This is a genomic window from Pseudomonas sp. DF11, assembly GCF_058148565.1.
The window spans coordinates 234,249-248,298 of the sequence record NZ_JBYVYN010000001.1 but is presented as its reverse complement, the minus strand read 5'-3'; the positions used below and the strand labels follow the sequence as shown (position 1 = coordinate 248,298).

The window sequence follows — 14,050 nt, the reverse complement described above, 5'->3', positions numbered from 1 at the left end:
GATACGGCCACCCCGCTGGAGCGGCAACGTACCTTGCTGCACGATTGCGGCAGTGCCTGGTTGCTCACCGACGAACCGCCCTCGAGCGTGCTCGACCCGACGGTCCGACACCTGGCCTTGGCAGCCTGGGAAAATGCCCTGGCACAGGGTTCTCTCGCCACGCCGCGCCAACATCCTTCGGTGTCTGCCGAAGCGACCGCCTACGTCATGTACACCTCCGGTTCCACCGGCGCGCCCAAGGGTGTGCAAGTATCCCACCGTGCGATTACCCGGTTGGTACGCAACAATGGTTTCGCCGAGTTCAACGCTCAAGACCGGATTGCCCTGGCCGCTAACCCGGCGTTCGATGCCAGCACCCTGGAAATCTGGGGCGCATTGCTCAACGGCGGCTGCCTGGTGGTCTGCCCGCGCGACACCCTGCTCGACGCTGCGCGTTTCAATGAGCACCTGCTGCACCACGAAGTCAGCGTGCTGTGGCTCACCGCCGGGCTCTTTCATCAGTTTGCCGAACCCTTGGCCCCGGCCTTTCGCAACCTGCGCTACCTGATGGTCGGCGGCGATGTGCTCGACCCTCGGCGCATTGCCCAGGTGCTGCGCCATTCGCCGCCCCAACACCTGCTCAACGGCTACGGCCCGACCGAAAGCACCACCTTCGCCACCACCCACCGCATCACCCTTGAAGACGCCCTGAACGGTGATATTCCGATTGGCAAACCCATCGGCAACACCCAGGTCTACGTGCTCGACGAACAGCGCCGTCCGCTGCCCATCGGTGTCGCTGGCGAGCTGTACATCGGCGGCGACGGGTTGGCCCTGGGTTACTTGAACCAGCCGCAACTGAGCGAACAACGCTTCGTGTCCAACCCGTTCCAGCCGGGCTCGCGCCTGTATCGCACCGGCGACTTGGCACGCTGGCGCGCCGACGGTGTGCTGATGTTCCTGGGACGTAACGACTTCCAGGTCAAGATCCGTGGCTTTCGCATCGAACTGGGCGAGATCGAAGCGCAGCTCAAGGCCCTGCCCGAGGTGAGCGAAGCCGTGGTCCTGGCCGATGCCCAGCAGCGTTTGCTGGCCTATTTCACCGCCACCACGGTCCAGGAACCGAGCGAATTGCGCGCGCGCCTGGCCGCCGTGCTGCCGGACTACATGTTGCCCGCGGCCTTCGTCCAGGTGGACAGTTTTGCCCTGACCGCCAACGGCAAACTGGACCGTCGTGCCCTGCCCGACCCCGCCGAAAATCATTTCGCCCAGCAACGCTACGAAGCGCCACAAGGGCCGGTGGAAACCCGCCTGGCCGAGCTTTGGGCCGAGGTCCTTGGTGTGCCGCGCGTGGGGCGCCAGGACAACTTCTTTGCCCTCGGTGGGCACTCGCTGCTGGCGGTGCAACTGGTCGAACACATGCGTGCCGAAGACTGGGCCATTGATGTTCGCACCCTGTTCGGTGCGCCCACCATCGCCGCACTGGCCACGGCGCTGGCGCACCGCGAAACGCCCCCCAGCCATGATCCCGAGGTACTGGGAGCGTCCCTGCCGTTGGGCTGCACCCACATCACGCCTGAGTTGTTGCCGTTGGTGGAATTGACCCAGGCGCAGATCGACCGCATCGTCGCCAGCGTCGAGGGCGGCGCGGCCAACGTGCAGGACATCTATCCCCTGGCGCCGTTGCAGGAAGGCCTGTTCTTTCACTATTTGTTGCAGAACGAAGGCGACACCTACCTGCTGCACACCACCCTGGCCTTCAGCGACGAAGCCCGACTGGACGCTTTTTGCCTGGCGCTGCAACAAGTCATCGCCCGCCACGACATTTTGCGCACCGCCCTGGCCTGGGAAGACCTGGAGCAACCCGTGCAGGTGGTCTGGCGGGAGGCGCCGCTGCCCATCGAGATCCTGCGCATTACCGAAGCCGATGCGCTCGCTCAGCTACAGGCCCACACTAATCCCCGGCAACGGCGCCTGGACATCCGCCAGGCGCCGCTGCTACGGGTGGTGAAGGCGTTCGACGCCGGCCAGCAACGTTGGTTGCTGCAGGTCTTGCACCATCATTTGGTGCTGGACCACACCACCCTGGAACGCATGGTCGAGGAAATCGTGCTGATCCAGCAGGGCCGCGCGGCGCAGTTGTGCGCACCGGTGCCGTTCCGGACCTTCGTCGGGCACGCCCGGCGCGGCCAGGACAGCGCCCGGCAGCAGACTTTTTTTCAAACCATGCTCGCCGACGTCAGCGAACCCACCGCCCCGTTTGGCCTGCTGGATGTGCAAAATACCGGCGAAATCGACGAGGCCCACGGGTCGCTGGACCCAACGCTGGCGCTCGCTCTGCGCCAGGCGGCGCGGCGCCATCAGGTGAGTGTCGCCAGTCTGTTTCACCTGGCCATGGCGCTGGTGTTGGGCAAGGCCACCGGACGCGCCGACGTGGTATTCGGCACGGTCTTGCTCGGTCGTTTGCAAGGCGTGCAAGGCGCCGATCAGGCATTGGGGGTTTTCATCAATACCTTACCGCTGCGCATCGGCTTCGCGCAGAGTTCGGTAAGCGACAGCCTCCAACGTACTCATCAGGCCTTGCTGGGGTTGCTCGAACATGAGCACGCACCGTTGACCATGGCCCAACGGTGCAGCGGCGTGCCGGCCAGCACGCCGTTGTTTTCCGCGCTGCTGAATTTTCGCTACAGCCTGGAAGACACGCCACACCAAAGTGTCGAGGGCATGCAGGTGTTGAGCAGCGCTGAACGCACCAACTATCCCTTCACCGTTTCGGTGGACGATCTTGGCCAAGGCTTCGGCGTGACTGCGCAAATTGCCGGTTCGGTGGGGGCGCAACGGGTCTGGTCCTTCCTGCACCGTGCCCTCGCCAGCCTGGTCGAAGCCCTGGATCACAACGCGCAACAGCTCGCCCAAACCCTCGACGTCCTGCCGGCGGACGAGCATCAGCGCTTGGCCCGCTTCAACGCCACGCAGCGTACGCAACCCGAACGTGCCTTGCTGCACCAGCGCTTCGAAGCACAGGCTCGCTTGACTCCGGAGGCCGAGGCGGTGCGTTGCAAGGGGCGCGTGCTCAGCTACGGACAGCTCGACCGCCAGGCCAATCGCCTGGCCCGGCAACTGCAAGCACTGGGTGTCGGGCCCGAGGCACGGGTCGGTGTGCACTTGCGCCGCTGTCCGGAATTGATCGTCGCGCTGCTTGCCGTGCTCAAGGCGGGCGGCGCGTACGTTCCGCTGGACCCGGCCTACCCGACTCAACGCCTGGCCTACATGCTCGACGACAGTGCCCCCGTGGCAGTGCTGACGATGGGCGACGCGCCGCTGGGCCTCACCCTCGCCGCTACCTGCCGGCGGCTCAATGTCGACGAGGCGTTGCGCACCGGCGACACGACGCCGTTGGCTGTGGCGTTGGAGGCCAGCCACCTGGCCTACATGATCTACACCTCCGGCTCTACCGGGCAACCCAAGGGGGTGATGATCGAACACCGCAACGCGCGCAATTTCCTCGATTGGGCCCTGCGTAGCTTTAGCGCTGAAACCCTTGCCCACAGCCTGTTCAGCACTTCGATCAACTTCGACTTGTCGGTGTTCGAATGCTTCGCGCCGTTGTCCTGCGGCGGCACCCTCGAACTGGTCGACGACGCCCTTGCCCTGCTCGAGCACCGTCCCACCCTGAGCCTGCTCAACAGTGTGCCGTCGGCCGTTGACGCCTTGCTGCGCGCCGATGCGCTGCCGGACTCGCTGGGCACCGTCAACCTCGCCGGCGAAGCGCTGCCGCGACACTTGGTCGAGCGACTGTTCGCCCATGGCGCGGTGCACCAGGTCAACAACCTCTATGGCCCGACCGAGACCACGGTCTATTCGACCTGGGCCTCGATGGACCGCGCGCGCGGCTTTGTCCCGCACATTGGCCGGCCCATCGACAATACTCAGGTGCACGTGTTGGATGACGCGCGGCAACCATTGCCGGTGGGCGTGACTGGCGAGTTGTATATCGGCGGGGCCGGCGTGGGGCGTGGCTACCATCGGCGGCCCGAACTGACCCGCGAGCGCTTCCTGCCCGACCCGTTCAGTGCCGAGCCGACGGCGCGGCTGTACCGCACTGGCGACTTGGGCTTCTGGGACGCCGACGGCCAGTTGCATTACCTGGGGCGTAACGATTTCCAGGTCAAGATTCGTGGTTTTCGCATCGAACTGGGGGAAATCGAAGCGGCTCTGCTCACGCTTCCACACGTGGCCGCCGCAGCAGTGCTGGCGGTCCAGCGTAATGGCCGCGAGCCCGCGCTGGTGGCCTATGCCGTGGCGACGGCAGACGCAGCGCCGTTGACGCCAACGGCGCTGCGCGAGGCCCTGGCGAGTCGTTTGCCGGGGTACATGGTGCCAGCGCTGGTCGTGCCCCTGGACGCGCTGCCCCTGACCCCCAACGGCAAACTCGACCGCGCCGCCTTGCCGGTGCCCGGCGAAGACGCCTGGACCGCCCAGGCCTATGAAGCGCCAAGCGGTGAACAGGAAACGCTCATGGCCGAGATCTGGCGCGACCTGCTGGGCGTCGCCCAGGTGGGGCGTCATGATCATTTCTTCGAACTCGGCGGACACTCGCTGCTGGCGGTGCAATGGGTCTCCCGGGTGCGCCAGCGCCTGGGGCTGGAATTGCCCCTGGCGACCTTGTATGCGCACCCGACCGTGGCCGCGCTGGCCAGCGTCATGGGCAATGCGACGCGTAGCAGCCTGGCGCCGATCACGGTGCTGCCGCAGAGCGTTGCGCGCCCCTTGTCGTTTGCCCAGCAACGTCTATGGTTCATCGCCCGCCTGGATGAGCAAGCGAGCGCCGCCTACCACATCAGCGGCGCCCTGCGCCTGGATGGCGAACTGGACGAAGTGGCGCTGCGCAACGCCTTGACGCGCATCGTCGAACGCCACGCCGTGCTGCGGACCCGTTTCGTCGGGCAGGACGCGGAAGTCCGCCAGGTCATCGACGCGCAGCCGCGCCTGGCGTTCGCCTGCCTGGCGCTGGACGCTAGCGCCCCGGCCCGCTTGCAACAAGTCATGGCCAGCGAAGCTGCCCGGCCGTTCTCATTGAGCGAAGGCCCGTTGCTACGGGTGCTGCTGGTGCGGCAGAACCCTTACTGCCACGTGCTGCACGTGACCCTGCACCACATCATCGCCGACGGCTGGTCCATCGGGGTGCTGATTGACGAACTGTCGACCTTGTACAAAGCGTTCCGCCAGGGCGCGGCGGATCCGCTTCCGGCCTTGGCGATCCAATACGCCGACTATGCCGCCTGGCAACGCGATTGGCTGGCCGGCGAGCGTCGTACCGAGCAGTTGGCCTATTGGCTCGAACACCTGCGCGACGCGCCCGAGCGGGTCGACCTGCCCAGCGATCGTCCACGGCCGCCCCGCCAGGACTTCGCCGGTGCGCGGTTGACGGTCACGCTCGATGAGCCGACCAGCGCTGCGATCAAGGACCTGAGTCGCCGCCATGGCACGTCGCTGTATATGACCTTGCTGGCGGCCTGGGCGATTGTGGTCGGGCGCCTGGCCGGTCAGGAACGCGTGGTGATCGGCACCCCGGTCGCCAACCGCACACGCAGCGAAGTCGAGCCGTTGATTGGCTTTTTCGTCAACACCCAGGCGCTGTGCATCGACCTGGCCGGGCAACCGGACGTCAGCCAGTTGCTGGCCCAGGTGCGTGAGCACGCTCTGCAGGCCCAGGCGCACCAGGACGTGCCGTTCGAGCATGTGGTCGAAGCCCTCAACCCGCCCCGCTCGCTGGCACACAGCCCGGTGTTCCAATTGATGTTCGCCTGGCAGAACGCCCCACGCAGCGCGCTGGACCTCGATGGCCTGAGCCTGACCAGTCTGGCCGCCGACCAGGTCACTGCGCCTTTCGATCTGTCCCTGGAACTCTATGAGGCCGAGGGGCGCATCGTCGGCGGGCTCAACTACGCTACTGCGCTGTTCGATGCCGCCAGCGTGCATCGGCATTGGCGCTACCTGGTCAACGTGTTGCGCCAGCTATGCGCCGACGACCGCCAACCGCTGGCCCGCCTGTCGTTGGTCGATGCCCGGGAGCGCGAGCATCTGCTGCACGGCCTCAACCCGGCGCCAACCGCCTACCCGCAGGCCGGCTGGGTACACCAGCCGTTCGAGCGCCAGGCGCTGTTGCAGCCCGACGCCATCGCGGTCGAACTGCATGGACGCGGGCTGAGTTACGCTGAGCTCGATCGCCAGGCCAATCACCTGGCCTGGCAGATGATTGAGCTGGGCGCGGGGCCCGGCCAACGCGTGGCGATCCATCTGCCGCGCAGCCTGGAGATGGTGTTGGCCATGGTCGCCACCCTCAAGACCGGTGCGGCCTACGTGCCGCTCGACCCGAGTCAGCCCCTCGCACGCCGACAAGGCATCATCGAGGATTGCCAGCCGTGCCTGCTGCTGTGGGATGCGCAGCGCGTCGAAGCGTTGCAATGCAGCGACCGTTGCACGCCGCTGTCGGTGCGTTTGGCGGCAACGGCGATGCAGGCACCCTCCTCTCCACCGCTCGGGCAACCGAGTCCCGATGACCTGGCCTATGTCATGTACACCTCCGGCTCCACCGGCCTGCCCAAGGGGGTCGCCATGGGCCATCTGGCGTTGAGCAACCTGCTGGCCTGGCAGGCCGAACAGCCGTTGCCCGGTCCGGCTCGTACCCTGCAATTCGCCGCGCTGGGATTCGATGTCGCGTTTCAGGAGGTTTTCTCCACCCTGGGCAGCGGCGGCACCCTGGTGTTGCTGGACGAAGCCCAGCGCCTGGACCTCGCGAGCCTGCCGCGCTGGCTCGGCCAGGCGCGTATCGAGCGTTTGTTCCTGCCCTATATCGCCCTGGCAGCGATGGCCGACAGCTGGGCCGACGCCCCGCTTGAACTGCCCATGCTGCGGGACGTGATTGTCGCGGGCGAGGCGCTGCGCATCACCGGCGCATTGCGCGGATTCTTCAAGCACCATCCCCGCGCCCGCCTGCACAACCACTATGGCCCGACCGAAACCCATGTGGTGTGTACCCACACCCTGCCCGACGATCCGGATCAATGGCCGGACGTACCGGTGATCGGACGGCCGATTGCCAACACCCAAGTGTGCCTGCTCGATGCCCATGGCCAATGGGTGCCCCAGGGCGCTGTCGGCGAACTGCATGTCACCGGCGTGGCCCTGGCCCAAGGCTACTTGAACCGTCCCGAGCTGACCGCCGAGCGGTTTATCGAGCCGCCGTTCGACGCCACTCCCGGCGCGCGTCTGTACAAGACCGGCGACCTGGCCCGCTGGACCACCGAAGGGACGCTGCAGTACCTGGGGCGCAATGACTTCCAAGTGAAGATTCGCGGTTATCGGGTCGAACTGGCCGAGGTGGAAAGCCGCCTCGATCAATTGCCCGGGCTGCGCGAATCGGTGGTCGTCGTGCTGCCGGCGGACCACGGCGACCCGCGCCTGGTCGCCTATTTCAGCGCCGAGCAGACCTTGTCGCCGCTGGACCTGCGTAGCCAACTGAGTGAGCGCCTGCCCGAATACATGTTGCCCAGCGCCTTCGTACAGCTGCATGCCCTACCGCTGACCAGCAATGGCAAGGTCGATCGCCAATGCTTGCCGGCACCAGCCCCCGAGGCGTTTGCGCAAACGGAATACAGCCAGCCCGAGGGCGAGCTGGAGATGACCCTGGCGGCGATCTGGAGCGAGTTGCTGGGTGTCGCATCCATCGGTCGCGAAGACGATTTCTTCGCCTTGGGCGGACACTCGCTGCTGGCATTGCGGTTGCTCGCACAAGTGCGCCATCGACTGGGCCTGGAAGTGCCGCTCTCGGCGGTCTTCGCCCAACCGCACCTGCACGCGTTGGCGGCAGTGCTGGCCGACGCCGGGCGCAGTCGCTTGGAACCGTTGCAGGAAGCCGACCGCAGCCAACCCCTGCCACTCTCGTTCGCCCAGCAAAACCTCTGGCTGATCCAGCAACTCAACCCGGACTCGACAGCAGCCTTCAACATGCCGGCGGGCTTGCGCCTGCGCGGCAAGCTCGACATCGAGGCGCTGCGCCGCAGCCTGGATCGCATCGTGGCGCGCCACGAAAGCCTGCGGACCCGGTTCGTGAGCCTTGCCGGCCAAGCGCGTCAGGTGATCGACCCACCACGGGCGATGGCCCTGGAGATGCTGGATCTGAGCGCGCCCGGCGCGGCGGATTGGCAGGTGCTGTGCGCCGAGGAAGCCGGCCGACCGTTCGACTTGACCTGTCAGTGGCCGATCCGCGCACGCCTGTTGCGCCTGGATGTCGACGATCATGTCGTGCTGGTGACGGTGCATCACCTGGTCTCGGACGGCTGGTCCATGGGCGTACTCACCGACGAGTTCTCCCGTCTCTACCAAGCCTTCAGCCGGGATCAGGTCGATCCCTTGCCGCCCCTGGCGCGCCAGTACGGCGATTACACGCTGTGGCAACGCCAATGGCTGCAGGCGGACGAATTGCAACGCCAACGTGCCTATTGGCAGGCCCACCTGGACGGCGCGCCGACCTGCGTGACCCTGCCCACCGACCGCCCGCGTCCGGCTCGACAGGACTACGCTGGGGCGAGCCTGCCGGTGCGCATCGATGCCGAACTGAGCCATGGGCTCAAGGCCCTTGGACGGCGCCATGGCACCACCTTGTACATGACCTTGCTGGCGGCCTGGGCCGTGGTGGTCAGTCGGCTGTCGGGCCAGGCCGAGGTGGTGATCGGCTCACCTGTCGCCAACCGCAACCGGGTCGAGCTGGAGCCGCTGATCGGCTTCTTCGTGAACTTCCAGGCCCTGCGCATCGACCTGGGCGACGCGCCCCGGGTGAGTGCGCTGCTGGCCCAGGTCAAGGGCCTGGCGCTGGCCGCCCAAGAGCATCAGGACCTGCCGTTCGAGCAAGTGATCGAAGCGCTCAATCCACCGCGCTCGCTGGCTCATAACGCGATTTTCCAACTGATGCTGGCCTGGCAGAACGCTCCACAGGGCAACCTCGACCTCGGCAACGGACTGCAATTGCACAGCGTTGGCGCGCCGGTCAGCACGGCCAAGTTCGACCTGGCCCTGGATGTCCATGAAGCGGGCGATGTCATCGAGGGTGGCTTCAACTACGCCACCGCGCTGTTCGATGCCGACACCGTGGCCCGTCACTGGCAGGCGCTGTTGGCTGTGCTGCGGGCCATGGTCGACGACGACCGCCGGGCCGTGACCCGCATCGACCTGCTCAGCCCGGCCGAGCGCGAGCAGTTGCTGCATGGCTTCAATCCGGCACTGGCGCTGGCGGCCCCGAGCGGCGAACGATTGCACCAACGTTTCGAGGCCCAGGTCGCACGTCGTGGGGACGCCGTCGCGCTCCAATACGAGAACCTGACCCTCAGCTACCGGGCGCTCAACGAGCGGGCCAATCGCCTGGCCCATCGCCTGCGCGACCTGGATGTCGGCCCGGACAGCCGCGTGGCGATCCACGCCGAGCGCGGCATCGAAATGCTCATCGGCATACTCGCGGTGCTCAAGGCCGGAGGCGCCTATGTCCCGCTGGACCCGGTCTACCCGGCGCAGCGCTTGAACTTCATGCTCGACGACAGTGCGCCACGGGTCCTGCTGACCCTGGCTGCGTTGCCTGAGACGCTGCAGGTCCCAGCGTCGTGCGCAGTGGTATCCCTGGACCCGGACACCGGTGAATGGGGGCATTTGTCCAGCATTGACCTGGCAGCCGATCCGCGAGCCAGTGACACGGACCTGGCCTACATCATTTACACCTCGGGCTCGACCGGCGTGCCCAAGGGCGTAATGATCGAGCATCGCGCGGTGATGCGGCTGTTCAGCGCTACCGACGCCTGGTTCGGCTTCAACGACCGGGACGTCTGGACCCTGTTCCACTCTTTCGCCTTCGACTTCTCGGTGTGGGAAATCTGGGGTGCGCTGCTGCACGGTGGCCGGTTGGTGGTGGTGCCCTACTTGACCTCGCGCAGCCCGGAGAATTTCTACCACCTGCTGGTGGACGCCGGCGTCACCGTGCTCAACCAGACCCCTAGCGCCTTTTATACCTGGATGAAACAGACCCGCGCCGAGCCCCATCGGTTGCGCTGTGTCATCTTCGGTGGCGAGGCCCTGGATGCCGCCGCGCTGCGGCCCTGGTTCGAACGGCCGGACAGCCAGGCTACCCGCCTGGTGAATATGTACGGCATCACCGAGACCACTGTGCATGTGACCTACCAGCCGATCGAAGCCACCGACTGCCATGCCCAGGCCGGGCTGGCACCGATTGGCCGGCCCATCCCGGACTTGCGGGTCTACCTGCTCGATGCCCACGGCGAACTGGTACCACGCGGCGTGGTCGGCGAGCTGCATGTCGCCGGACCAGGCCTGGCGCGCGGCTACCTGAATCAACCGGCGCTCGATGCCGAGCGCTTCCAGCCGGCGCGCTTCCTCGGCGGCCAAGGCGAGCGTCTCTACAAGACCGGCGATCTGGCACGCTGGACCGCCGACGGCACCTTGCACTACCTGGGCCGTAACGACCAGCAGGTCAAGGTGCGTGGCTTCCGCATCGAACTGGGCGAAATCGAAGCCCGGCTGAGTGCCCTGGACGGCGTGCGCTCGGCGGTGGTGCTGGCGCGCCAGGACGATCCCGGCGATGCGCGCCTGGTCGCCTATCTGCTGGCCGAGCCGGGCCGGCACCTGGAGCCTGGGCAATTGCGCTCAGCACTGACCGGACAATTGCCAGCGCACATGTTGCCCAGCGCCTATGTGCAGCTGGAGCAATGGCCCTTGACCGCCAACGGCAAACTTGACCGGCGCGCCCTGCCGGCTCCCGATCAGCAAGCCTTGCAGCAGCGTCCTTATGCGGCGCCACGCGGCACCACGGAAACGCGACTGGCGCAACTCTGGTCGCGACTGCTGGGCATCGAGCAGATCGGTCGTGACGACAACTTCTTCGCCCTGGGCGGGCATTCGTTGCTGCTCGTGCAACTGCTTGACGGCTTGCGCGCGCAGGGAATGGATGTGGCCATCGGCGCCCTGTTCAGCGCTGAAAGCCTCGCCGCGCTGGCCCGCGAGGTCGTTACGCTGGACGTTGCCAGCGTCGCGGCCCAAGGCCTGCTGTGCATTCGCGCCGGTTCGCCGGGTCGCGCGCCGCTGTTTTTCATCCATGAAGGCACGGGCGAGGCGTTGCCGTATGTCCGGCTGGCGCAGCATCTGGACCCGGAACGGGGGATCTATGCCGTGCAGGCCGCCGCCGAGCTGGACGACGGCGTCGACAACACGACCTTGGCCAGACGCTACATCGAGCTGCTGCGCACGGTCCAACCGCACGGTCCCTATCAGCTCGCCGGCTGGTCGGCGGGCGGCGTGCTGGCCTATGAAATGGCCCGCCAACTGCTGGGCGAGGATTGCCCGGTAGCGTTCCTCGGGCTGATCGACAGCAGCCAGCCAGGCGCCCTGCGCGCCGCACCGTTGGCGCTGAGCTTCGACGAAGCCGGCCTGCGCCAGCAACTGATCGGGTACTTGGCGCACCACCGGGTCGGCGACAGCGCCGATGACCCTGCCCAGGACACCTGGCATGCCGGGCTCGACCTGGACGCGGTGATCGCTGCGGCCCAGGCACGGGATTGGCTGCCAGCCGGTTTCGACCGCCAGGAGCTGAGCCGCCGAGCCCGTCTCAACCTGAACCTGCGCAATGCCATGGTTCGCTATCGGCCGGCGCCGCTAGGCCTGCCCGTGCACCTGTTCCGCGCCACATCGACAGGCCCTGCGGGAAGTGACTCGCGAGATCTGGCAGCCGATTGGCGCGCGCTGCTGGGGGCCGAGCTGGTCGAGCAGCGTATCGAGGGCGATCACTGGTCGATCATGCGCGACCCCGAGCATTTGCAACGGCTGGCGCAGGCCTTGGAGCAGGCGCTGGCGCGAGCCGAGCAGCGCCCTGCCAGTCCGTCGGGCGCGCGTGTCAGCCTGGTCCTGCAAACCGGCGCGCCGAACGCGCCCTGCCTGTTCATGATCCCCGGCGCCGGCGCGAATGTCGCCAGCTTCGTGCCCCTGGTCCGGCAACTGGACCCGCGATTGACGGTGATCGGCCTGCAAGCCCGTGGTTCCGACGGCCAGCGCGAGCCGCATGCCTCGGTGCAGGCTGCGGCCAGCGCTTATGTACGGGAAATCCGCGCGCAGGTTCCGAACTGTCCCTACTACCTGCTCGGGCACTCATTTGGCGGCTGGCTGGCCTTTGAAGTCGCCCGCCAATTGCACGCTGAGGGTACTGGGGTGGCACCGGTGCTGGTGCTCGACAGTCGCGCGCCTGGCACGCGGTTGGCCAGTGATTCGCGTGGGGCCCTGGCGCACTATGTGGCGTTGCTGGAGATGGAGGCCGGGTGTGAGCTGGGCCTCGACGTCGACAGCCTGGCCAAGCTGGAACCGGACGAGCAATGCGCCCGATTGCTGACGCGCATGCAGGCCGTCGGTTTGATGCCCGCGCAAGCCCGTGCCGATGCGTTGCGTGGTCCTTTGCGGGTGTTTTACGCCAACCTGGCGAAAGACTATCGACCGGCATCGGTCTATCCGGGCCCCGTGGTAGTGTTCAAGGCCGGGCGAGGTCATGGCGAAACCGAGGATGGCTGGGAGGCATTCGCCGGGGACTGTCAGCGCCACGTGCTTGAAGGGTGTGATCACCTGTCGATTCTCAAAGCGCCTGCGGCACGGACTTTGGCCGAGTACCTAAAACACTATTGGCCCGCTCTGGAGGCTTTTCAAACCCATGGAAATTGAGCATTCGGTGCGGCCCTGGGTATGGGCGTGGGCGGGTCAGGTCGTCTCCACCTTGGGGTCGGCCCTTGCGGCTTTCAGCCTGGGCATCTGGTTGTTGCAGCAGCACGCCAGTGTGACGGACTACGCCCTGGTCATCGCGCTGTCTGCGTTGCCGGGACTGCTCCTGGCACCCGTGGCGGGCTGGTTGGTGGACCGCTGCGAGGCGCGGGCGATCCTGCTCGGCGTCGAGGCCGGCAGCGGTTTCGCGGCGCTGATCCTCTGGTGGCTGTTCGAGCAAGGCGAGCTGGAACGGTGGCAGGTGTATGCCTTTGCCGCCGTCAACTCCAGTGGCCAGGTCATGCGCATGCTCACTTGCCAGGCAGCGATCCCGCGAATCTTGAGCAGTGCGCAAGCGATTGGCCGGGCCAACGGCCTGATGCAACTGATGGTCGGCTTGCCGCAACTGATCGCGCCCACCCTGGCGGCCCTGTTGCTGGGCAGTGTTGGAGTCCCTGGACTGTTGTTGCTGGATGTCGGTGCGGTGCTGTTTTCCGCCGGCGTGCTCGGTTGGCTCGCCTGGGTGGCGACGGCGGTGCGCGCCACCGGCCAGGGGCGTGTCGTGGCCGTGGGCGGGTTGGCAGCCGTCTTGGCGGTGCTGCGCGGGCGTCCGGCGTTTTGCGCGTTGCTTGCCTACCTGGGCGTCGAGCATTTGATGCTCGGGCTGGCCTCGGTCCTGTTGGCGCCCATGGTTTTGGAACGTTATTCGGTATTGGTGCTGGGCACGCTGATGACCTGCGGCGGCCTGGGCATGCTGGGCGGCTCATTGTGGGTGGTCGCCCGTCCACCACTGCGATTGATCCGCACGGTATTGCTCGCGGACCTGATGCTCGGCATCAGCATCCTGGGCATAGGTGTCAGTACCTCGCCGGTGGTTTTGTATGCGGCGGCATTCGTCGCCTTTGGCTGCTTTTCACTGAGCACCAGCAGCGACCAGAGCTTTTGGCAGCGCAGCCTGCCCAACGCCATCCTCGGTCGGGTACTGTCAGCCCGGCAGATCGTCTGCCTGCTGGCCCTGCCGCTCGGGGCGCTGGGCGCGGGCGCGCTGGCCGACGGTTGGGCGATTCCATTGATGAGCCAAGGCAGCGAGCTGCAAGCCTGGCTGGCCCCCGTGCTCGGTATCGGCAAGGTCGGCGGCTTGAGCTTGCTCTTCGCAGTCGCCGGCCTGCTGTATGTACTGCTGGCCGGCCTGGGATTGACCATCGCACCGTTTCGTCGGCTTGAGCCTGGGTGGGTTGCGTCCACCCAGGTCGTGGCCGAACCTGGCTGA

The 14,050-nt window shown here is 66.6% G+C and carries 2 protein-coding genes (1 of these 2 running past the window's edge); both read left to right on the top strand.

The window, feature by feature from the left end:
• On the top strand, nucleotides 1-12,744 hold the 3' portion of the coding sequence (locus AC30D9_RS01020; RefSeq protein WP_490143215.1) for an amino acid adenylation domain-containing protein. The gene continues 5,061 nt to the left of window position 1, outside the view; the window shows 12,744 of its 17,805 coding nt (coding positions 5,062-17,805); its start codon lies beyond the left edge, outside the window; its stop codon occupies nucleotides 12,742-12,744.
• The gene (locus AC30D9_RS01015; protein WP_490143214.1) at nucleotides 12,734-14,050 is read left to right on the top strand and encodes an MFS transporter; all 1,317 of its coding nucleotides are present in this window, start codon (nucleotides 12,734-12,736) and stop codon (nucleotides 14,048-14,050) included. The genes AC30D9_RS01020 and AC30D9_RS01015 overlap by 11 nt, the downstream gene beginning before the upstream one ends.

Coding starts and splice junctions, on each gene's coding strand:
- AC30D9_RS01015 (WP_490143214.1), top strand. CDS start 12,734: ATGGAAATTGAGCATTCGGTGCGGCCCTGGGTATGGGCGTGGGCGGGT.